This is a genomic window from Allofournierella massiliensis (assembly GCF_004345265.1).
Lineage (GTDB): Bacteria > Bacillota > Clostridia > Oscillospirales > Ruminococcaceae > Allofournierella > Allofournierella massiliensis.
In genome coordinates this window covers 102,308-123,902 of the sequence record NZ_SLUM01000001.1, presented here as the reverse complement: position 1 = coordinate 123,902, position 21,595 = coordinate 102,308, and the positions used below count along the sequence as shown (strand labels likewise).

Sequence of the window (21,595 nt, the reverse complement as noted above, 5' to 3'; positions counted from 1 at the left end):
ATGCAGGGGCGGCGAAATTGGGATTTTTCTGTGAAACGGTGTTCAAACCCCTTGCGGTTTGTTATAATTTGAAAAGGAGAACGGGCGGTTTGCCCCGGAAATGCAAACGAAAGGCGGAAACACATGCTTGCGAAAAAACGGTATTCCATTATATTAGAGCTGTTGGACAGGGAGGGTACGGTGCACACCGCCGAGCTGGTGCAGGCGCTGGGCGTTTCCTCCGAGACGGTGCGCAAGGATCTGGAAGAGCTGGACCGGCAGGGAAAGCTGCGGCGCATCCACGGGGGCGCGGTGCCCCGGCAGGCGGAATCGGCCGCCGCGCCCATGGTGGGGTATGTGGCCCTTTCCACCCGCAACAGCCTGCACATGGAGGAAAAACAGCGCATCGCCCGGCGGGCCGCCTCCATGGTGGAGGAAGGGCAGGTGGTGGCGCTGGACTACGGCAGCACCAGTCAGGTGCTGGCCCAGGCGCTGGCCGCGCGGTTCCAGCGGCTGACCGTGGTGACCAACTCCATCCAGAACGCGCTGCTTCTGGCAGACAAGCCCGGCTTCACGGTGATCCTCACGGGGGGCGTGCTCTCCCGGGACGAGCACACCCTGGTGAACGACTTCCCCACCGGCATTCTGGATTATGTGCATGTGGACATTCTGTTTCTCACCGTGACCGGCATCGACCCGGTGGCGGGCTTCACCGACCAGCGGCTGGGCGAGATTTCCATGCAGAACCAGATGCGCAACGCCGCCAGCCGGGTGATCGTGGTGGCGGATTCCAGCAAGTTCGGCCGGGCAAGCCTGGTGCGCATCTGCCCCATCCACGCGGTGGAGGCCATCATCACCGACGGCGGGGTGGACCCGGAGCAGGCCGCCGCGGTGGAAAACTGCGGTGTACGGCTCATTCTGGTGTGAGCGGCCCGGCGCTGCATAACGCTCTTTTTTGAGCGCAAACCATTCTTATCCCCCAAACAACCCCCATCCATCATCGAGGATCGAAAGGAAAACGCAGTATGATGAACGTATTCGACATTGTGGGCCCTGTGATGATCGGCCCCTCCAGCAGCCACACCGCGGGCGCGGTGCGCATCGGCCGGGTGGCCCGCGCCCTGCTGGGCTGTGAGCCGGTGAGCGCCCAGATTCTTCTGCACGGCAGCTTCGCCAAAACCTACAAGGGCCACGGCACCGACAAGGCCCTGATCGCGGGCATCATGGGCATGGCCACCGACGACGAGCGCATCCGCTTTTCGCCCCGCCTGGCCGAGGAGGCGGGCCTTTCGGTGAGCATTCTGCCCACCGAGATCGACGGCGCCCACCCCAACACCGCCCTGATCACGCTGGCCGACGCCACCGGCCGCACCGTGAGCGTGCAGGGGGCCAGCGTGGGCGGCGGCAACATTCTGGTCACCCGGGTGAACGGCATGGAGGTGCAGATCACCGGCCAGTACACCTCGCTGATCGTGCTCCATCAGGACACGCCGGGCACCATCGCGGCGGTGACCGAGCTGCTGGCCGAGGGCCAGGTGAACATCTGCAACTTCCGCCTTTCCCGCCAGAAAAAGGGCGGCGTGGCGGTGATGACCATCGAGATGGACGGCGGCTTCGACCCGGCGCTGAACAGGCGCATCGAGGCGCTGCCCCACATTCTCAGCTCCACCATGCTGCTGCCCAACTGAGACCGGAAAAGAGAGGTACGTCATGAACATTGATTTCAAATACGATTCCATTGCGGCGCTGATCGCCGCGGCCGAGGCCGCGGGCGAGCCGCTTTCGGCGCTGGTGCTGCGCCAGCAGGCCATTCAGCTGGAAAAAACCGAGCAGGAGGTCTTTGACCAGATGGCCGACACCTACAAGGTGATGGCCGCCTGCATCGAGCCGGGCTGCGCCGAGGATCTGCGCAGCACCAGCGGCCTCACCGGCGGCAGCGCCTTTAAGATGCGCCGGGCGGTGGAAAGCGGCAAAACCCTCACCGGCGGCGTGCTGGGCGGGGCGCTGTATCGGGCGCTGGCGGTGAGCGAGCTGAACGCGGCCATGGGCCGTGTGGTGGCCGCGCCCACCGCGGGCAGCTGCGGCATTCTGCCGGCGGCGCTGCTCACCATGCAGAACGATCTGGGCTGCTCCGAGCGCGACTGCGTGATGGCCCTGTTCACCGCCAGCGCGGTGGGCATGGTGATCGCCACCAACGCCTGCGTGGCGGGGGCCCAGGGCGGCTGCCAGGCCGAGTGCGGCAGCGCGGCGGCCATGGCGGCGGCGGCCATTGTGGAACTGGCGGGCGGCACCCCGGCCCAGGTGAGCGACGCGGTGGCCATTGCGTTGAAAAACATTCTGGGCCTTGTGTGCGACCCGGTGGCCGGCCTTGTGGAGATTCCCTGCATCAAGCGCAACGCCTCCGGCGTGGCCGGGGCCTTTGTGGCGGCGGAGCTGGCGCTGGCGGGCATCGGCAGCGCCATCCCGGCGGACGAGACCATCTTCGCCATGAAGAAGGTGGGCGACGCCATGAGCACCAGCCTGAAGGAGACCGCCGAGGGCGGCCTTGCGGCCACCCCCACCGGCCAGAAGCTGTATGAGCAGGTGTTCGGCACCGCCCCGGCGGCGGGCGGCGGCTGCGCTTCCTGCGGGGCCTGCGGCGGCCGCTAACTTTCGGAACATTCAAAACACAGACGCAAAACCAGAGCAGGGGCCTTCCCCGCTCTGGTTTTCTGTTCCCTCTTTTTTTGCGAAAAGGGAAAACGGCAAGAAAAAACGTGAGGTGATCGCTGTGGAGCAGTCCAATGTTCTGGCCGTGCAAAAGCGGCGGGTGCTGGCGGTGTGTGTGGCCGCCTACACGGTGTCTTACCTGTTGCGCACCAATCTTTCGCTGGCGCTGGACGACCTGATGGAGGTGCTGGCCATCGGCAGGGGGCCGGCGGGCCTTGTGAGCACGCTGTATTTCTGGACCTACGCCTCCGGCCAGCTGCTGGGCGGCTGGCTGAGCGTGAAGTGGGACCCCAAACGGGTGGTGGCGCTGGGGCTTGCGGCCAGCGGGATGTGCAATCTGGCCATCGGCTTTTGTTCCAGCTACTGGGCGCTGGCCGCTCTCTGGACGCTGAACGGCCTTGCGCTGGCGCTGTTCTGGCCGCCCATTCTGCAGATCACCACCAACTGGTTTGAGCCGGGCGAGTACCTAAAGGTTTCGATTTTGTTGAGCCTGCCCACCACGCTGGGCTATCTGCTGGCCTGGGGCGGGCTTGGCGCGGTGCTGCGGGCGGCGGGCTGGCGCTGGGTGTTCTTCTGCCCGGCCCTTGTGGCCTTCTGCTTTTTCTGGGTCTGGCTGCGGGGGCTGAAGGCAAGCCCCGCGGCGGCGGACCTTTGCTACCGGCCGGCGGTGCTGGCCGCGCCCGAAAAAAAGGAGCCGGCCGCCGAAGCGCCCCGGCGGGGCAGCCTTGCGCGGGCCATGCTCACCCTGCCCATGCTCAGCTTCGCCTTTGTGATCGTGACCCAGGGCTCCACCAAGGAGAGCATCAACCTGTGGGCCCCCACCCTGCTGCGGCAGCTGGCCGGCCCCGGGCAGGAGGGGCTGGTGAGCCTGTTCACTGCGGTGATTCCCCTGTTCAGCACCGCCGGGCTGCTGGCCACCGGCTGGCTGGTACGGCGGCTGCACGGCGGGCAGGAGGGCGCGCTGCTGGCCCTGACCGGAGCCGGGGCGGTGTGCGGCTGGCTGCTGGTGGCGCTGCAGGGCAGCCTGACCGGGCTGGTGATCTGCCTGGGGCTGCTTTTGGGCCTTGTGTACGGCGTGACCACCATTCTCACCACCCTTTTGCCCCTGCGCTTTGCCCGCACCGGCCAGAGCGCGGCCTTCACCGGCATCTTCAACTTCCTCGCCTATGTGGGCGCGGCGCTGGGCGGCGTGCTCTCCGGCTGGGTGAGCGACGGCTGGGGCTGGCAGCGGGTGTATCTGCTCTGGGCGGCGCTGGCCACCGTGTCCGCTCTGGCGCTGTTTGTCAGCGAGGCCTGGCAGTATTTCAGCTGGCGGTATCTGGGGCACTGACGCCCCCCTGAACCGGCACGTCATCGTCCAAAACCGACCAACCGTACCCGGAGGGAACACCCCTCCGGGCTTTGTTTTTTCCCCGGCTTCGCCCGGGCTCGCCCGGGCCCGCTCGGCTTCGATTGGGGGTCGCCCCGGCAAAAATTTCGCAAAAAAGGCAGAAAACCGCCCTTTTTTGTCCCAGGCGGGCTTTGTTTTTCCACCCGGCATCTGGTAAAATACAGACAACGGCACCACTTCCCGGCCCGGGCCGGAGGGCGGCTGCCGCTGCCGAATGAATATTCGTTCAACGCTTTTCCGCATAAGGTTTTACAGGCGGCATGCCCGCCTGAACAAAAGGCGTTCCCGCATCCTTTCAGGTGCGAGGGCGCCGCAATAAAAAAAGGCGGTGATCTGATCCCGCCGGAGAGGAGTACACCCATGGAGATCCTGATTTCGACCACCGCGGCCATCTGGCTGTGGGCGGCGCTGCTGGCAGTGTTTGTTGTGGTGGAACTGGCCACCGCGAATCTGGTCACCATCTGGTTTGCCGTGGGCGCGCTGGCGGCGCTGCTGGCCAGCCTTGCCACCAACAATGTGTTGTGGCAGGCGCTGGTGTTCCTGCTGGTAAGCCTTGTGGCGCTCATCGCCACCAAGCCTCTGGTCAGCCGGGCGCGGGCCCGCAAACCCGCCGCTGCCGTGGAGCTGGACCGGAACATCGGCCGCACCGCAAAGGCGCTGGAGGATCTGCGCCCCGGCACCGTTGGCCGCGTTCGGCTGGACGGTGTGGACTGGAACGCCGTGACCGACGCGCCCATCCGCGCCGGCGAAGCCTGCGTGGTGCAGGCCATCGGCGGCACCACCCTGACCGTGGCCCCGGAAAAGGCCCCGGCCACCGCAAAATGATCCCCCGCATGCCATTTTTCAGCAATTTCTGAAACAGCGATTTTAATTTCATAACGAAACGGAGGAAATGACTATGCCCACAGTATTGATCGTTCTGATTCCCATTCTCGTGATTCTGCTGCTGTTGCTGGTCAGCTGCATCAGCATCGTGCCGCAGGCCAACGCCTATGTGGTGGAATGGCTGGGCGTGTATCAGGCCACCTGGGGCGCCGGCTTCCACTTCAAGGTCCCCTTCCTGATGCGTGTCGTCAAGAAGGTGAGCCTGAAGGAGCAGGTTGTGGACTTCAAGCCCCAGCCCGTGATCACCCGCGACAACGTGACCATGCAGATCGACTCGGTGGTCTTTTTCCAGGTGACCGACGCCAAGATGTTCACCTACGGCGTGGAGCGGCCCATGAGCGCCATCGAAAACCTGACCGCCACCACCCTGCGCAACATCATCGGTGATATGGAGCTGGATCACACCCTCACCAGCCGCGACGTGATCAATACCAAAATCACCGCCATTCTGGACCAGGCCACCGACAAGTGGGGCATCAAGGTGAACCGGGTAGAGGTGAAGAACATCATCCCGCCCGCCGAAATTCAGGACGCCATGGAGAAGCAGATGAAGGCCGAACGCCTGAAGCGCGAAGCCATTCTGATTGCGGAAGGCGAAAAGACCGCCGCCATCACCAAGGCGGAAGGTGAAAAGGAAAGCGCCATTCTGCGGGCGGACGCGGTGCGCGAGCAGCGCATCCGTGAGGCCCAGGGTGAAGCGCAGGCCATTCTGGAGGTGCAGAAGGCTCTGGCCGACTCGCTGCGCCTGCTGAACGAAGCCGCCCCCAACGACAAGGTGCTGGCTCTGAAGGGTCTGGAAGCGCTGGCCAAGGTTGCCGACGGCCGTGCCACCAAGCTCATCATCCCCAGCGACATGCAGAATCTGGCGGGTCTGGTCACCTCCATCAAGGAGATGGCCACCGCCGACAACGCCGCGAAGTAAACCCCTGACGCAGACAGCGCGGCCCCGAACCGGTTTTTCCCGTTCGGGGCCGCGCTTTGTGTTTTTTTGATGGGTTCGGGCACATCAGGCCAGCACGCCATTGGGGGTGCAGGTGAGGGTCACCGTGGGGTAAACTCTTTTGCCGGTGCTCTTTTTCTGCATCACGCCCTTGGCAATGGCGGCGCTTCCGCTGGGATAGGCTTCACCTTTTACGCGATACCATTCACTTTTGTTGATATTGTAGGTATAGGAAGCCGCCGTACAGGTGGCAGAACTGCCGTTGTAGCTGAAGCTGCCGTGTACCGTAAATGTCCAGGCAAGGCTTCCGCTCTCGTAGTAATCAAAATCCTTGCGGCCGTTTTTGGTGCCGCCCCGGGCGGTGGTGTTGTCGTAAACCGTGATCACCGCGTAGGCTCCGTTGTCGTATTGCTCCACTGTGCGGCTCACCACTCGGCCATTGTCATCGGCGGCAAAAGCCGTTACCGAAAAGCACACAACCAGCAACACAGCCAGCAAAACCGAAATCGCTTTTTTACAATTCATAAAGAACCTCCTCGTATAATAAAACTTTTCAGTCCGGCGGAGAGGTCGGGATCGGCCCCTCGTCTTCCTGGGCGCTTTGGACCACCACATAGCCCGGATAATAAATGTAGTCGATCGCAAGCCGCACGCAGTAAAACACGCCGTAGGCCAGCGCCAGCGTTACCAGCACTGCCGCCAGCACTCTGCGCCAGCGGTAGCGGGTCAGCTGCTTTCGCAGCTGCTCGCCCTCCATGTTTCCCAGCACGTTGGCGGCAAAGGCCTTCGGCTCGCCGAAATGGGCATACAGCTCGTCCATTCCGTTCTGGGGATGCTCTTCCAGATAAAAAAGCACCGCCTCCTCCAGCTGGCTCAGAACCGGCCTGCGCAGTGCAGCCGGGCAGAAAAGGCTTCGCCTTACCTGCCCGCAATACTTCCGGCACACTGCCTGTGCCTGCCGGGTATTCCCCTGTTTTACACTGCTGTTCATACTGGTTCCACCTCGTTCATTCCACAGGATGTTAAAATCGCCCGGATTCCCTCCTGCATGGCAAGATATTCCGCCACGCTGCTTTGCAGATAGTCCTGGCCGGACGGTTCCAGATGGTAATACATCCGGGTGCGGCGTTTGCCCACCTGCTGTTTGGTCACAGTGATATAGCCCTTATCCTCCAAGCGGTAGAGGGTAGGGTACATGGAACTTTCCTGCAATATGAACTTTCCGCCGCTGCGGGCCTGCAATTCCTGCGACATTTCGTACCCGTACATGTCCCGCTGGGCCAGCAGGCTCAGCAGCACAAGCTCGGTAACGCCGCGCTTCAAGTTTTCCGATACTCCCATGGGGCAACCTCGTTTTGTTTTGTTGAATCAACAGTTTCATCATAGCGCAAAAACTATTTGCCGTAAATACTATTCGCCGCAAAGTATTGTTGACATTTCAACTTATCTGTGATATTTTGGTGTCAGAAGAGAAAAACTGGGAACATTTCACGAATCCGGGCATCGTTTCGGCGCAAGTGTTCCCTCTGGCAGCAAAATCTCACCGGTGATTTTGGGGACGTTTCGCCGCACCGCCCCCGGCCAGAGCGGCACGGCGGAAAACAGCGGTTGTTTCATAAAAACCAAAAGGAGTATGTATTCCATGAAAAAACGAATTGGAATATTTTCTATTATTTTTGTTGTGTTAACACTAACTTCGTGTGGTAACAATGAGCCGATTGAGCCATTAGATGCAAGTTCTTCTGTGAACTCAGCGCAAGCGCAGAAACCGGCACAGATTGCTGACGGTGAATTACAATCTTTGAAATGGGGCAGCGCAATTACAAAAGACGGCTATTATTTGATGGACCCTGTTTCGAATTCTGATAATTCCACGAATATCATGTACATTGATTTCCAGAGCAAGTCGGAGATTCATCTGTGTGCTTCCGCAAACTGTACCCACACCGGGCCAGAATGTGAAGGGAGGCTTCCAGCATCCGGTGGTGGTTCGCGGCCTCTTATTATCAGCAATCAGCTGGTGTTGGCTTTCCCAGGTGCCCCCTATTTTAACGATGAACTTGGAGAGGCATCTTTTCCTAAAATTATGACAATGGGGATGGATGGAAAAGACAAAAAAGTTATTACCACATTTAAAGCCGCTCAGGAAATTTTTGAGCCCTATGTTACGGACGGAGAAAACCTGTATTGTACTCTGGAAACAACAGAGGCAAATGAGCTGAAAAGCGAAATCATAAAGATCAATTTAGAGACCGGTGATTGGATTCCTGTCTATGAGCTGAACGTGGAGCAGGGCGAGCAGGTGATAGATGCCTATGGTTCTAACTTTATCATAAGCGGTGTTGGACAAAGTCTTGATGAAACACTGGCACAGGGAACTGTTACAAGCGTTTTTTTTAAACTGAATGTTTCTACAGGGGAAAAGGAAACTATTTTCTCCCCTGAATCCGGTGACACATTGAGGATATTCCAAGGAAAGGAACTATATTATTTTTCACTGTCAGAAAATGCGTTGCATTGCTTGGACTGTGAAACATTGACAGACAAAATTGTATGCGAATCAGTTTTCGAAGATGGAACGGCTCTGAATCTTGTGGAATTTCTGGACTGCCGCGATGGGTATGCTCTTTTCGGTCAAACTTCAGAGGACTTTGAAGACTTCTCCATGATCCAGGTAAATCTGAGTACCGGTGAAAAATCAGAATTCAATTTGACTAGCACAAATCTTATGGGCACAGTCCGTCCGGTGCAGGTTTTATCGAAAATTCCGGGAACAGAGCAGTATCTGGTGAAGATTGGCGAAAAGAGCGTTGAGGAGGAAAGTCAGCAGCCAGACGGCACTTCGATGTATGTGACTACAGCGCGAGATATTTACGCCATCATCAACGCTTCTGATTATTGGGCTTCCAACCCGGCGTACAGCGTCATTGAGTTTGCATTTTAAGGGAGAGCTATAGGAGCCGCTGCAATTTGTACTGATTGTTGTGTATACCACAATTGCTTCCTTGATCTCAGATTTGACTGACCACTCCACGCGGATTGCCTTCGAGGTGAATTTATACATGACCCATGAAACGAATCTGGCCACCTGCCTTGCGGTGGAAGGACTGAAAAAAAGTTATTTAATCAGGGGCGGCCGGTTTGGCCGCCCCGCCACCAGAAAACAGGCCCTGGCCGGGGTGAGCTTCACCCTCGGCCCGGGCCTTTACGGCCTTCTTGGCCCAAACGGGGCGGGCAAGTCCACCCTGATCAACATCATCACCGGAAGCCTGAAGGCGGACGGCGGCACCGTTCAATGGTGCGGCAAAAACGCCCGTGCGCTGGACATCCGCTTTCGCCGGGCGCTGGGCTATATGCCACAGCAGCAGGGCCTTTACGACAGCTACACCGGCCGCCGCTTTCTGGCCTATATGTGCGCCTTAAAGGAGATTCCGAGCAAGGACGTTCCGACGCAGGTGGAGCAGGTGGCCGAATGGGTCAATCTTTCCCACGAGCTGGATAAACGCCTTGCCGCCTATTCCGGCGGCATGAAGCAGCGATTGTTGCTGGCCAGCGCCCTTCTGGGGGACCCCAAGCTGCTGATTCTGGACGAGCCCACCGCCGGACTGGACCCGAAAGAACGGGTGCGGCTGCGGGAACTGCTGGCGGAGATGGCCAAAGATCGAATCATTCTGGTGGCCACCCATGTGGTGAGCGATGTGGAAACGGTAGCCACCGAGATTCTGCTTTTGAAAAACGGCAAACTGGTGGACAAGGCCCCGGTGGAGCGCCTGATTGAAACCTACGCGCCGGGCCAGAATCTGGAATCGGTGTACTTGGCGGTGTTCGGTGAGGAGGATGGCAAATGAGGCTGCTCTCTGCCGAGCTGCGTAAGGTCTGGGGGCAGCGTATCTTTGCGCTGTGTCTGGCGGTGCTGGCTGCCGCCAACCTGTTTTTGCTCTACACCGGCACCCGCCCCGGAGAAAACAGCCCGCAGCCTGCGGCCTGGCGGGCCGTGGCCCGGGACCTTGCCGGGCTGGACACCGCCGCCCAGCAGGATTTCATCAACGAAAAGCTGGACCTTGTGTACGGCGTTTTACAGATTGACCAGATTCTTTCCTATCAGGCAAGTGGGGCCTTTTTGGGGATGGATGTGCGGCAGGAATATGCTGACCTTTTCGCAAATTATGAGCAGGCTTACAAGGAAAAATCCTACGATCTTTACACCGGCGATCTGCGGATGGAATACGCCTTTCTCACCCAGATCAAGGCCGAGCTGGACACGGTGGCGGGCTACCCCCGGTTTCTGGAGGATGTGCAGACCAGGGCAAAACAGCTCTCCGGTATTTCCATATTCAACAACGGCAAAAGCGGCTACGACCAGGCCAACATCCGCAAAACCTCCGCGGTGTATGCGGGCATGGGGGATGTGGCCATCCGCTACGCGCCCCAGAAGGGGCTGTTCACCGCGCTGGACTACCCGTTCACCGACCTGATTCTGCTGGCGGCCATGCTGCTTCTGGCAAGCCTGCTGCTGCGCCACGAGCGGGACAGCGGCATGCTGCATCTGGTGCGCAGCATGCCCGGCGGGCGGCTGCACACCGCGCTGGCAAAGCTGGGCGCGCTGGCAGTGAGCCTGCTGGCGGTGCTGCTGCTGTTGTACGGGGTAAACCTTGCCTACTGCGGCCTTACCTTCGGCCTTGGGCCGCTGAGCCGCAGCATCCAGAGCGTGCCCGCGCTGATGCGCTGCACCATGCAGATCACGGTGGGGCAGTATCTGGTGCTGTTTCTGCTGGCCAAGTGGGCCGGGGCCTTTGTGATGGGCCTGTGGGTGATGCTTGCGGCGCTGTGGGCCCGCCGGGCCTTTGCGGGCTGGTGCGCCGCGCTGGCGCTGCCCGCCGCCCAGTGGCTCATCCGGCAGGCCATTCCCGCCACCAGCCGGCTGAACGTGATCAAATACGCAAATCTCGCAAGCATCCTGCGCACCAACGAGCTTCTGGGCAACTACCGGAACCTTTACTGGTTCGATGCCCCGGTCAGCCTGCCGCTGGTGGAGTGGCTGGCGGCGATTTTGTACGGCATCCTTCTGGCGGGCGGCTTCTGCCTGCTGTTCTGCCGGGGTCGGCTGGCGGCGGCTCCGGCCTTTGCCGGGCTGCGGCGCAAGGCGGCGAAAACCAGAGCCACCACCGTGCTGCGGCAGGAGAGCCGCAAGCTGTTTGTGCTCTGCGGCGCGGCGGCGGTGCTGGTGGCCTTCGCGAGCTGGCAGACCTTCCGCACCGTGACCGCCGAAAGCTACCTGGACGCAGAGGAGATCTATTACGCATACTACATGAAGCAGCTGGCCGGGCCGTATACGGAAGAGACGTACCGGAAGCTGCTGGAGATGAACGGGGAATTCGAGCCCATCCGCCAGCTGGACGCGGCGCTGGCCGCGGGCAAAATCAGCAGCGAAGCCTATCAGGCCCAGATGGGCGCCTACTACGGCCTGCAGCAGAAAATGAGTGTATTCCAGCGCATCCTGAACGGCAATCTGGCCTATATGAAAGAGCACCCGAAGGCCCAGCTGGTCTACGAGAGCGGCTGGGAAAATCTGTTCGGCTTTTCCGGCGAGGGCGATCTGCAGGACACTCTGATCGCCGGCCTTGTGAGCTGCGTGTGCTTTGCGGGCCTGTTCGCCTTTGAGCACAGGGGCGGCATGAAGCGGGTGGTGATGGCCACCCCGCTGGGCCGCCGGTACACCCTGCGCCGCAAGCTGGCGGTGGGGGCGCTGGGCGCGGCGCTGGTCTGCCTGTTCACCTGCCTGCCCCGGTTTGTGGTGGTGCTGCGGGACTACGGCCTCTGCCGGCCCTTCGCCCCGGCCATGAGCCTTGCGGATTACGCAGCCATTCCCGCCGGGGTCAGCCTTTCCGACCTGCTGGTGTTCGGGGTGCTGGCCCGGCTGGCCGCCTGCCTTTGCATGATGCTGCTTCTGATGGCCCTTTCCGAATACATGGGCAACACGCTGGGGGCCATGTTCGTGGGCAGCACCGCCTTCTGCCTGCCGCCGCTGCTGGCGCTGAGCGGGCTTTCCGGCCTGCGGTGGGTGGGGTTTTATCCCCTGTTCCACATCACCGGGCTTGCCCGCCGGGCGGATGTCTGGGCCGGCCTTGGCGCTCTGGTCATCGCGCTGGGGCTGGGCTGGCTGGCCGCCGAAAAGCTGCTCCAGCGCTGGAGCTGACCGGCCCTTTTTACAAACAAAACAGAAGAGCGCGGCCCCGTACCCGGAGCGATTCCGGGCGCGGGGCCGCGCTTTCTTTTTTGGGTTCGCCGGTCAGTGCACGCCGTCGGCCAGATCGGCAATCTCGCCCAGATCCGGCAGCCAGACCGACGAGGCGTCCACATAGGGGCCGCCCCATTCCGTCCGCTCCTTCCATGTGGAGGGGATTTTGCCCTCCAGCTGGCCCCGGGCGCTCTCGGCCCGCAGCAGACAGAATTGTGTGAAAGTTTCCACCCCGGTGCGGAAGTCCTCATAGGAGCAGAAGGCGGTGGGATCCCGCTGCACATAGGGGGCGATCATCCGGGCGGTGGCGGTGGTCTCGTCCGCAAAGCGTCCGCTCTCAAAATATCCGCTCAGAAATTCGTCGAAATACCGGTGGTAGGCGGCAAAGCATTCGTCCTGCTTCATCACCTGATGGTAGAGCGGCCGGTTCTGCATCACCTCGCCGGTGCCGGGGGTGTCGATGGGATAATTCACATAAAGCTCCGCGTCGTTCACCGGCTCCGGCATGCCCAGCGAATAGGTGGCGAAGGCCAGATTATAGTCCCAGGGCAGCATGCTCAGCCGCCCGTTTTCCTCGTAGAGAAAATAGTTGTGGCCAGTGCGGCCCAGATAGCTGTCCAGATTGACGGTGAACACCTGCACCACAAAATACCGCAGCACCCGGTCCAGCTCCACCGCCTTTTCCAGCTGCTGCCCGGTGGAAAGCTGCTCCAGCGCCGTAATCAGCCGCTGTCTGTCCGCCGGGGTGGGGTCGAATCTGGCGGTGCGGAAGATGTTGTCGTAATTTTCCTCCTCCGGGCCGGTGTAGCGCAGGGCCACGTCCGGGTTTTCGGCGGAAAGGCTTTTGTAGTCCGGCTTGTACAGCTGGCCGTGATCCGGCCCGAAGTTGCGGCGGGCAAAGGCCTCCTCCGGCTCCTCCACCGCCAGAAACAGTCCCCAGTCCTGCCCGTTCACCGTCACCCACACATAGCTGCTCAGGGGCGCGGGCACCCCCATGTAGTCCATCATCCGGCAGGCGGTGTGGTTTTTCAGATAGCTGTTGTCCTGAAAGGAGCAGTCCAGCGAGAGCTTGTCCAGCCCGTGGTAGCTGGCCCCGGTCTGGTAGTGGTCGAATTCCAGCTTCAGGCTGTAGCGGCTGAGGCCGTACTCCTCGATCAGCCGCCGGGAGTTGTTGCCCTTGGCCCGCAGACCCACCTGCTCGAACCGCTCGCCGTCCACCACCACCGTGCAGGGGGAATATTCCTCCTGCGGGGCAGCGGCCAGAAAGGCCTGCCAGTTTTCGATCTGGATGTCGATGGTGTGCACCCGGCCCGCGTCGAACAGCCGGGAGGCGTAGGCCGGGTCACTGTGGGCCGGGCGGATGCCCAGCTCCTCCCCCCGCCAGAGCACCCCGGCCAGCACAAGGGCCAGCGCCATGGCGGCAAGGCAGATGCGGTCGATGTGTTTGTGGCGCAGCATGGCTTCACCCCATATAGTCCCCGTTGTAGGATACCAGCACCGCTTCCTCCACTCCCTCCATGGCGGCCAGCTGCTCCACGAAGGAGGCGTCCTCCTGCCGCAGCCGCACCTCGTAGTTCAGCTCGGTGCCCCGGGCGCTCACGGTCTTGCTTTTCAGCGCGTGGGCGGTCACCGCCTCCTCCAGAAAAGCGGCAGCGGCGCGGGCGCAAGCGTCCCCGGCGCAGTGCAGCACCAGAATGTAGGGCCGGTCGGCGCTTTTGCGCCCGGCGAACACCACCAGCACCAGCCCGATGAGCAAACTGCCCAGCACCGCCAGCGGCACAAAGCCCGCCGCCAGCACGATGCCCGCCGCGATGCTCCAGAACAGAAAGGCGATGTCCATGGGCTCCTTGATGGCGGTGCGAAACCGCACGATGGACAAGGCGCCCACCATGCCCAGCGACAGCACCACGTTGCTGGTGACCGCCAGAATCAGCAGGGTGGTGATCAGGCACAGGGCCACCAGCGTGACCCCGAAGCTGGCGGCGTACATCACGCCGCAGTAGCTTTTTTTGTAGATGTAGAAGATGAACAGCCCCAGCGCCAGAGCCAGCGCCATGGCCAGCAGCATATCCAGCGGGCTGACCGCGGCGGAATTGTCCAGAAAACTGGAACGGAAGATATCCTGAAACGTCATAAAACCCCTCCCGGCGCGCCGCTCATTCCCATTTGCGGCAGGCCGCGTATTTTGACCAGGCCCCTGCCCGGCGGCCGGGCACCTGCACGGCCATGCGCACCAGATCGGGCAGAAAGGCGTCGTATTTTACCTCCAGAATGGTGCCCCCGGGCGCCACGGTGCAGGCGGGGGCCTGCGGGTTCAGAAAATCGGCGGGCCCGCTGCCCCGGCGCAGGTTCCGGTCCAGCGTGATGCGCACATTGCCCGGCCGGTACACAAAGGCCTGCCGGTCGTAGCAGACCACCGTGCGCGGGCGCAGCCCGGCGCGCATTCTGCTGTACAGCTCCACCAGCAGGGGCTGGCCGCTGTGCAAAAGAAAATCGATCTGCCCGGCCAGCAAAAGCCGCACCTCTTCCTCGCTCAGCCGGGCGCTGCGCTTCTGGCCCAGACCGTTCTGCCTGCTCTTTTTTTCCAGCCGCAGAAAGCCGGTGTCCTGCCCGTAGTACCGCAGCCGGAACTTCTCCCGCCGATCCACCCCATCCAGTTTCTGGCGCAGGGCGGTGTCGGCGGGGGTGTCAAAGTAAAGACTGTTCACCCGGTACACACCCCCCGGCCCGGCGTGCCGGTCGGCCTCAAACAGCTTTTCCAGCCGCCGGGTGAGCACCCAGTCCTCCTGGGGGGTGATCCAGTGCTTGTATTCGTGCCGCCAGACCGGCGGGCGGTCAGTCGTCATAGCCGGAATCTCCGCCGTCATCGTAGCCGGAGTCGCCGCCGTCGTCGTAACCGGAATCGCCGCCGTCGTCATAGCCGGAGTCGCCGGCAGGCGCGGGAGCGGGAGCCACCGGAGCGGGAGCAGGGGCAACCGGAGCAGGGGCCGGAGCCGCCGGGGCGGGGGCGGTGTAGGCGGAATCGCCGTAGCCGGAATCATTGGTTTCCGGGGCGGGGGCGGGAGCCGCGGTGGGCGCGGGGGCCGGAGCGGTATAGCCGGAATCCCCGTCGTCGTTGTAATCGGTCACGCCGTCATTGTTGGGGCCGTAGTCGGTGTCGTTGTAGTCGGTCACGCCGTCATTGTTCGGGCCGTAATCGGTGTCGTTGTAGTCGGTCACACCGTCGTTGTTGGGGCCGTAGTCGGTGTCGTTGTAGTCGGTCACGCCGTCGTTGTTCGGGCCGTAATCGGTGTCGTTGTAGTCGGTCACACCGTCGTTGTTCGGGCCGTAGTCGGTGTCGTTGTAGTCGGTCACACCATCGTTGTTCGGGCCGTAGTCGGTGTCGCCATAATCGGTGGTACCGGGGGCCGGAGTGGCCGGGGCGGGAGTGGCCGCGCCGCCGGAACGGCTGGCGGTGTAGTCGGTGGCGCCGTAATCGGTCACGCCGTCATTGTCCGGGCCGTAATCGGTGGCGCTGTAGTCGGTCACACCGTCGTTGCCCGGGCCGTAGTCGGTGTCGGCGTAGTCGGTCCAGCCGTAGTTGCTCTCGCCGTCCACCTCCACCGGGCTGCTCAGCTGCTGGGCGGCGGTGTAGGTCTGCACCTGCTCCACAATGCCGCTGAGGAAATCGTCGGCGGGCAGGCTGGAACCCCGGGCCACCTCCAGCGTGATCTGGCGGTTGTCGCCCTCCACCTCTTCCACGAAGTAACCGGCCTCGTTGATGCGGGCCACCAGCTCGCCGATCACGGCCTTGCATTCCCTGCCCTCGTAGCCGGTGTAGCCGGTCAGGATCTCCTTGCCGTCCGGGTTGCGGCCTTCCAGACTGGTCACCATGCCCTGTTCATCGTAGCGCACGGCAATTTCCGGATTCACCTTCAGATAGATCACGCCTCCCTGGCTCAGAGCCGCGGGCGCGGCGGCGGTGGCGGTGCTCTGGGCGGGGCTGGAGCATCCGGCCAGCAGGCACACGGCCATGGAAAGCGCCAACCCGGCGCCGAGCAGTGCGGTCAGTTTCTTTCTGGTCATACCATCGTCTCCTTTTTCCTGTGATTTGTTGTTTTTTCATGCAGCCATCCGTTCTTCTGGCTTCTGACACAGATTACGCAGCCTGTGAAGGCAAAACCGGGGTCGGCGGAAAACTTTTTTAAAAATTTTTTCAGTCGTCCCCGTCGTAACCTGAATCCTGCTCCGGCTCTTCCGGCTCCTCCGGCTGGTCATAGCCGGAATCGTTTTCCTCCGGCGCGGGGGCCGGGGCGGAATCCCCATAGCCGGAATCCTCCTCCGCCGGGGCCGGAGCCGGGGCGGCGGTGGGGGCTGCGCCGTAACCGGAATCCCCCTCGCCGTAGCCGGAATCCCCGGTGTCCGGGGCGGCGGGGGCAGGTACTCCGGCGGCGGCCCCGTAGGCGGAATCCCCGTAGCCGGAATCGTTCGCGGCCGGGGTGGGCGCTGCCGTGGGCGCCGGGGTGGGCGGCGCCGTGGGCGCGGCGGTGGGCGCGGCGGTGGCGGCGGGGGCCACCGGGATGCTCACGCTCTGGCCCACCTGCACCGTGACCCGCAGGTTCTGGTATTGCAGATATTCCTCCAGATGCTCCCGCAGCTGCCGGTTGGTCTGCTCGGCCCAGCTCTCGTCCTCCGCTTCCAGATCAATGGTGATTGCTCCGCCGGGGGCCAGATAGCCCATGGCCACCGCCCGGTCGATCAGCTCGTCGGTCACCTGATCCAGCTGCTTGCCCTTCCAGTCGTAGCCCTCCACCAGCGCTTGACCGTCCGGGTTTACGCCCTCCAGCCCCCGGGCCACGCTGCGGCGATCCACATCGATGCGCACCTGGGGATTGATGGTCAGATACACCGAGGCATAGGGGGCGATGGGCGCCCGCAGCAGCACCGCCGCCATCAGCACAAGGCAGGCGGCGGCCAGCGCGCCGGGCAGCCAGATCAGCATCCCCCTGCCCCGGGCGGCACGGGTGCGCATGGGCACGATGTGCTCCACCCTCTGGCCCGGTTCATAGTGCAGGTTGGCGGCCCGCACAAAGCGGCCCTCCTCGTCCAGCAGAATGGCGTAGCTGGGTCTTACCTCCATCACAAGGTATTTCATGCGGGGCGTTCACCTCCCTGTGGCGCCAGCATCTGGCAGATGTGCCCCCGGATGATCTCGTAGCCGTTGGTGTAGATCAGCAAAAGGGCGGTGACGTATTTTCGGTGCCGTTCCAGCGTTTTGCGGGCCACGCCGGAGCCCTCACACAGCCGGGCCAGCGGCAGCTTTCCGGTGTGCAGCAGCTCCTCCAGCAGCTCGGGATGCTCCCGGGCGTAGCGCACCGCCTGCCGGCAGGCCTCCAGCGTGCGCCGCTGGCGGGGGCAGTTTTCCGCCACGTCGGAAAGGGCGATGCCGAACCCGGCCATGGTGGCGGTCAGCTCCCGGATCTCGGCCTGGGTGGCCAGCCTGCCCTCGGCGGCGTCCACCGGGTTTTCCGGGTCGGCCAGCTGCTCGCCCAGGGTGTGGCCCTCCTCCGGCCCGGGCTGATCCAGCCGGGCGTGGGGGGTATGGCGGCGCTCCCGGCGCTGCTCGTCCCGGATGCGGCTGCGGATCACCAGCGCCGCATACTGCAAAAAGCTGCCCCGGGCGCGGCTGTAGCCCCGGATGGCCTCGTGAAAGGCGATCATCCCGATGCTGAAGGCGTCGTCCTGCTCGGTGCACAGGCGGCCCAGCGCCCGGCTGGCCTGCGCCTTGATGAAGGGCTGATATTGCCGGATCAGTTCGTCGGCGCGCTCAAGGCTGGTTTTGGCCTGAGCCACCTGCTCCAGAATGGCGTGGTCGGTCTGCATAGAGCGGTCGTTCCTTTCCCCGGGCGTGATAACAAAGAGTACGAAGCGACCGCCTCCCAAACCGGGGTCGGCCGCTGCATGTTCCGGTTTTTTCCCATCATAGCAAGAGGCAGGGGCGGTTGTGGGCGGGGGTGTGGTTTTTTTACCCAGTTTTTCATCTCCCTTTACCCGGTTTTAACGTTGGGTCAAGCTCCGGCTTCCGGCATTTGCCCGTTTTGGCCCCTTTTAACCGGCGGCAGCAAAAAAGGCCCCGCGCCGGAACAAGCATCCGGGCGCGGGGCCTCTGTGTCTTTTTGGTTTTTTTAACGGAACCAGTAGCCGACGAAGTCGTCCTTCATCACCCGGTAGCCGTTCATCATGCTGTGGTACTGGAAGCTGCGGATCAGATTGCCCTCGGAGTCATATTCTCCGTAGACCTGGGGCACGCCGCTGTTCACCACATAGTTGCCGCCCTCCAGCAGCTGCGCGTTGGACACCACGCTGGAGTAGGGCACATCGAAGGACCAGGCCAGCCGGAAGGTACCGGCGTTCTCGTCCACCAGATAATAGTACACATGGCTCACGATGCTCTCGTCCTCGGTGAGGGCCTGCCCCACCGAATCCGGCAGAGTGGGGGTGTAGCCGGTGCGGGTGCTGTTGGCCCAGTAGTTGTTGTCGAACATGCGCAGGTAATACTGGCCCTCGGGCAGGCTTTCATCGTAGATCACGGTCACGTCGTGCTGGCCGTACTGGGGGGTGAAGTCGCCTTCTCTGGTCAGGCTGTACTGGGCAAACCCGGTGCCCTGCCAGAAGGCCTCGTCACCGATCATCCAGTCGATGGCCGGCTCCTCGTGCACGTTCTTCACCTTGAGGATGGTGGAGGTCTCGCGGGAGCTGACCACCACCGCGTCCTCCTCTTCCAGATACTGCACCGAGTTCAGGTGCAGCCAGTCCCACAGGCCCGCCTGCCAGAAGAAGGAGCTGTTGGCCGCCACCTTTTCGGTGGTCACGAAATAGTCGTTCATCAGGGCGCTGAAATCCACCAGCAGGGTCACCTCGCCGGATTCCATATCAATGGCGATCAGCTGATCCTCCACCGTTTCGCCCTCGGTGTTGGTGGCCAGGGCCACCAGCTCGCCGTCCGGGCCCCAGTGGAAGTCGTGATGCAGCTCGAAGCGGCCCAGATCATACACCTGCAGCACCTGGCCGATGCGGCTGATGCGGGCGATCTTGTTGCTGCCCACGCAGGCCAGAATCTGGTCGCCCAGGCTGAGGATGCGGTCGGAATGGTAGCCGTCCAGCAGCATTTCGTAGCGCAGGATGCCGTCGTTGTCAAAGAAGAAGGTGTAGCCGTAGTAGTCGCTCAGGCCCATGGCGTAGAAAAGGCCCTCGCTCATTTCGGCGGTGCTTTCGCCCTCGGTGGCCTCCAGCCGGTTCGGGTGGCCGGAGGTGGTTTCGGGCATCTGGATGGTAAAGGTGAAGCTCTGCTTCACCTCGCCCTGCCGGTTCACCGCCTCCAGCGTCACCTGATTTTCCTGCCCGGGCACAAGGCCGATGAGCAGAAATTCCTGCACCTTGCCGAACTCCTGGGCGGAATTGGCGGTGGCGGTGTAGGCGGGGATGCTCTCGTCGTCGGTGGTGACGGTGTAGCGGATCTGGCAGTTGTAGTCGGTGGTGAAGTAAAGATACAGCCCGTTCGACCCGGTGCCGAAGGGGTTCAGCACCGCCAGCGGGGCGTCCATGGTGTAGCCGCCCCGGGCCATCATGGTCATCAGGCTCTGGGCCAGCCGCTGCTGCACCTCCTCATCGTAATATGTAAACCCCTCCTGCTCGTATTCGCCGGGCAGGATCTGGGCCACCTCGATGCTGGCTTCCACCGGCTGGCGATACATCTGCACGTTGATCTCGTCGTCGGTGAAGGTGTAGGTGCCGGTCTCGATCTCCCATTTGTCCCGGGCGCGCTTTTCGCCGCCCACCAGATACTTGGAGACCACCAGCACGCCGGTGAGAATCACCGCGGCCAGCACGACCAGAATCGCCGCCCCCACAAGGATCTTCTTTTTCATGGTGCAATCCTCTTTCTCATTCTGTTTTATTCCTGTCTGGCGCGCCCCTCCCTCAGGGGCAGTCGCCGCGCAGATATTATACAGCGTTTTTTTCGCTCTGTGGGGCCTTTTTTGCGGTTTTCATCTGTTTTTCAAATTTTTTTGCCTTTTCTTAATAATCCTGCGGTCAAAAGGGCAAAAAAATTCCCCCGCCGCCGGAGTGCGGAGGGGGCATTGCAGCTGAAAATGGGGGTCAGCGGGCGTGCTGCGCCGCCGGGGCCGGGGCGGGCGCTCCGGCCTGACCGGCCGCCACCGCACGCTCCAGCCGCTGGAAATTGGCAGCCAGCACCCGGTCGTCGTGGTAGTTGGTGTCGCCGGTCATCATCAGAAAGCGCACCGGGTCGTCCATCTGGGGCACAAGCCACACCGCCAGCCGCAGCCCCTTGCAGAACAGCTCGTCGAAGCTGTCGGTGAACAGGCGCTGGGGCTTCCAGGGGTCCCGCCAGGCAGCGTGGGCCAGGTTCATGGGGTCCGGCATGCTGCTGGGCGCGTCGGTGATGAACTTGGCCGAAAGCAGCGGGAACTTCATCACCCGGTTCTCGAATTTTTCCACCATCTGCCGCCGCTGGGCGCCCGGGTCGTGCAGCAGGCTGGATTCAAACGAAGCCATCACCATGGCCCGGCGCACAAAGGCCGGGCGGAAGGGCGAGCGCACCGGGAACAGATCCCCCAGCGTGCCCTGCAAAACCCGCGCCAGATATTTGCTGATCAGCTGGCTTTCCGCCTCGCTGAGCCGGAACACCTGCTCCTGCCGCAGCCGGGTGTAGCTGTAACCGCACCGGGCCATGTACCAGGCGTCGATGTCGCTTTCCAGCGCGGCGTGGCGGCCGTAATAGCGGGCGCTCTTGTGGGCCGGGTCGTAGCCGGTGCGGGCGTACACAAAGGTGTGGCACACACTGTCGCACACATAGTGGCAGTAGGCCCCCGCCAGATAGGCAAGGCAGACCCCCCGCTCGGGTTCTTGCTCCGGCAGGCAGGCGAACATCTGCAGAAACAGCGCCTTCACCCGGTGGTTGTGCAGGTAGGCCCCCAGATTCCGGTGGTTGGAAAAGGCCAGCCGCAAAAAGTTATAGGTGAACAGATCCGGCCCCTGGCAGCCCAGGAAAAACGCCCGGGAATGCTGCCTCGCCGCCCGCTTTGCCCCGCAGTCCGGCAGGCGGGCCAGCGTTCGGGCGCCGAACACACAGTGAGTCACAAGCCCCGGCATACACATTGCCTCCTTTGTATTCCCAAAAACCCCGCCTTCTGCCGCGTGGGCGCGGCGGGCGGTGAACCAGCAGCGTTCGGGCGCGGCAAAGCCGGCGGCCCCGCACACCCTTATATTTTTATTGTATCACATTTGCCGGGCCGCGGCGCGGGTTTGCCAATTCTTTTCACGATTTTTGCCTTTTCTGTTTCTTTCCCGTTTTTTTACAAAAAAGCGCATACCGCCCAGATTTTTGTGCAGGAAAAGGGCGTATTTCGTTAAAAGAGTAACAAGAAAAAACTTGCGAAATCGGCCCAAGTTG

The 21,595-nt window shown here is 62.2% G+C and carries 21 protein-coding genes; 10 read left to right on the top strand and 11 right to left on the bottom strand.

Annotated features, from left to right (window positions below):
- Positions 1 to 123: 123 nt before the first annotated feature.
- The 6 genes from EDD77_RS00585 (at position 124) to EDD77_RS00560 (ending at position 5,885) form a co-directional block, all read left to right on the top strand.
- The gene (locus tag EDD77_RS00585) at positions 124 to 906 is read left to right on the top strand and encodes a DeoR/GlpR family DNA-binding transcription regulator (protein ID WP_058964137.1); all 783 of its coding nucleotides are present in this window, start codon (positions 124 to 126) and stop codon (positions 904 to 906) included.
- Between the two features lie 98 nt (positions 907 to 1,004).
- On the top strand, positions 1,005 to 1,667 hold the full coding sequence (gene sdaAB / locus EDD77_RS00580; protein ID WP_373209249.1) for an L-serine ammonia-lyase, iron-sulfur-dependent subunit beta: 663 nt from the start codon (positions 1,005 to 1,007) through the stop codon (positions 1,665 to 1,667).
- A 22-nt stretch (positions 1,668 to 1,689) separates the two neighbouring features.
- Complete coding sequence (gene sdaAA / locus EDD77_RS00575; RefSeq protein ID WP_058964136.1) at positions 1,690 to 2,628, top strand: L-serine ammonia-lyase, iron-sulfur-dependent, subunit alpha; 939 nt, start codon at positions 1,690 to 1,692, stop codon at positions 2,626 to 2,628.
- 121 nt (positions 2,629 to 2,749) lie between these two features.
- The gene (locus EDD77_RS00570; RefSeq protein WP_172733298.1) at positions 2,750 to 4,018 is read left to right on the top strand and encodes an MFS transporter; all 1,269 of its coding nucleotides are present in this window, start codon (positions 2,750 to 2,752) and stop codon (positions 4,016 to 4,018) included.
- 420 nt (positions 4,019 to 4,438) lie between these two features.
- A complete protein-coding gene (locus tag EDD77_RS00565) occupies positions 4,439 to 4,903 on the top strand; it encodes an NfeD family protein (protein ID WP_058964134.1) in 465 nt (154 codons plus the stop codon).
- Between the two features lie 73 nt (positions 4,904 to 4,976).
- On the top strand, positions 4,977 to 5,885 hold the full coding sequence (locus EDD77_RS00560) for an SPFH domain-containing protein (RefSeq protein ID WP_058964133.1): 909 nt from the start codon (positions 4,977 to 4,979) through the stop codon (positions 5,883 to 5,885).
- 84 nt (positions 5,886 to 5,969) lie between these two features.
- Here the strand turns inward: EDD77_RS00560 and EDD77_RS00555 are convergent, their stop codons facing one another.
- From EDD77_RS00555 to EDD77_RS00545, 3 genes are read right to left on the bottom strand one after another with little or no spacing between them, the layout of a single operon-like run.
- The gene (locus EDD77_RS00555; protein ID WP_058964132.1) at positions 5,970 to 6,428 is read right to left on the bottom strand and encodes a hypothetical protein; all 459 of its coding nucleotides are present in this window, start codon (positions 6,426 to 6,428) and stop codon (positions 5,970 to 5,972) included.
- Positions 6,429 to 6,456: 28 nt separating this feature from the next.
- Positions 6,457 to 6,894: a hypothetical protein gene (locus EDD77_RS00550; RefSeq protein WP_058964131.1), complete on the bottom strand. Its 438-nt coding sequence runs from the start codon at positions 6,892 to 6,894 to the stop codon at positions 6,457 to 6,459.
- Complete coding sequence (locus EDD77_RS00545) at positions 6,891 to 7,244, bottom strand: PadR family transcriptional regulator (protein ID WP_058964130.1); 354 nt, start codon at positions 7,242 to 7,244, stop codon at positions 6,891 to 6,893. The genes EDD77_RS00550 and EDD77_RS00545 overlap by 4 nt, the downstream gene beginning before the upstream one ends.
- Before the next feature lie 301 nt (positions 7,245 to 7,545).
- On the opposite strand from EDD77_RS00545, the gene EDD77_RS00540 reads away from it, so the two are divergent.
- The 3 genes from EDD77_RS00540 to EDD77_RS00530 all read left to right on the top strand — a co-directional run bounded on the left by EDD77_RS00540 (position 7,546) and on the right by EDD77_RS00530 (position 12,099).
- A complete protein-coding gene (locus EDD77_RS00540) occupies positions 7,546 to 8,847 on the top strand; it encodes a hypothetical protein (RefSeq protein WP_058964129.1) in 1,302 nt (433 codons plus the stop codon).
- 118 nt (positions 8,848 to 8,965) lie between these two features.
- Positions 8,966 to 9,751: an ATP-binding cassette domain-containing protein gene (locus tag EDD77_RS00535; protein ID WP_082669582.1), complete on the top strand. Its 786-nt coding sequence runs from the start codon at positions 8,966 to 8,968 to the stop codon at positions 9,749 to 9,751.
- Complete coding sequence (locus EDD77_RS00530; protein ID WP_058964128.1) at positions 9,748 to 12,099, top strand: hypothetical protein; 2,352 nt, start codon at positions 9,748 to 9,750, stop codon at positions 12,097 to 12,099. Before EDD77_RS00535 ends, EDD77_RS00530 begins: the two co-directional genes overlap by 4 nt.
- A 93-nt stretch (positions 12,100 to 12,192) precedes the next feature.
- Here EDD77_RS00530 and EDD77_RS00525 read toward each other — a convergent pair whose 3' ends face one another.
- The 8 genes from EDD77_RS00525 to EDD77_RS00490 form a co-directional block, all read right to left on the bottom strand.
- Complete coding sequence (locus tag EDD77_RS00525; RefSeq protein ID WP_058964127.1) at positions 12,193 to 13,599, bottom strand: CotH kinase family protein; 1,407 nt, start codon at positions 13,597 to 13,599, stop codon at positions 12,193 to 12,195.
- 4 nt (positions 13,600 to 13,603) lie between these two features.
- Complete coding sequence (locus EDD77_RS00520) at positions 13,604 to 14,275, bottom strand: DUF4956 domain-containing protein (RefSeq protein WP_058964126.1); 672 nt, start codon at positions 14,273 to 14,275, stop codon at positions 13,604 to 13,606.
- A gap of 22 nt (positions 14,276 to 14,297) precedes the next feature.
- Positions 14,298 to 14,987 carry a polyphosphate polymerase domain-containing protein gene (locus EDD77_RS00515; protein ID WP_058964125.1) on the bottom strand — a complete coding sequence of 230 codons (690 nt, stop codon included), beginning with the start codon at positions 14,985 to 14,987 and terminating at the stop codon, positions 14,298 to 14,300.
- Positions 14,977 to 16,206, bottom strand: a complete 1,230-nt coding sequence (locus EDD77_RS18640) for an anti-sigma-I factor RsgI family protein (protein WP_058964124.1) — start codon at positions 16,204 to 16,206, stop codon at positions 14,977 to 14,979. The genes EDD77_RS00515 and EDD77_RS18640 overlap by 11 nt, the downstream gene beginning before the upstream one ends.
- 130 nt (positions 16,207 to 16,336) lie before the next feature.
- Positions 16,337 to 17,275, bottom strand: coding sequence for an anti-sigma-I factor RsgI family protein (locus tag EDD77_RS17940; protein ID WP_172733297.1), 939 nt, complete (start codon positions 17,273 to 17,275; stop codon positions 16,337 to 16,339).
- Positions 17,272 to 18,003, bottom strand: coding sequence for a sigma-70 family RNA polymerase sigma factor (locus tag EDD77_RS00500; protein WP_058964117.1), 732 nt, complete (start codon positions 18,001 to 18,003; stop codon positions 17,272 to 17,274). The genes EDD77_RS17940 and EDD77_RS00500 overlap by 4 nt, the downstream gene beginning before the upstream one ends.
- 302 nt (positions 18,004 to 18,305) lie before the next feature.
- On the bottom strand, positions 18,306 to 20,048 hold the full coding sequence (locus EDD77_RS00495) for an aryl-sulfate sulfotransferase (RefSeq protein WP_058964116.1): 1,743 nt from the start codon (positions 20,046 to 20,048) through the stop codon (positions 18,306 to 18,308).
- A 232-nt stretch (positions 20,049 to 20,280) separates the two neighbouring features.
- Positions 20,281 to 21,294: a zinc dependent phospholipase C family protein gene (locus EDD77_RS00490; protein WP_058964115.1), complete on the bottom strand. Its 1,014-nt coding sequence runs from the start codon at positions 21,292 to 21,294 to the stop codon at positions 20,281 to 20,283.
- On the opposite strand from EDD77_RS00490, the gene EDD77_RS00485 reads away from it, so the two are divergent.
- Positions 21,274 to 21,555: a hypothetical protein gene (locus EDD77_RS00485; protein WP_132587271.1), complete on the top strand. Its 282-nt coding sequence runs from the start codon at positions 21,274 to 21,276 to the stop codon at positions 21,553 to 21,555. The genes EDD77_RS00490 and EDD77_RS00485 overlap by 21 nt on opposite strands.
- Positions 21,556 to 21,595 lie beyond the last annotated feature (40 nt).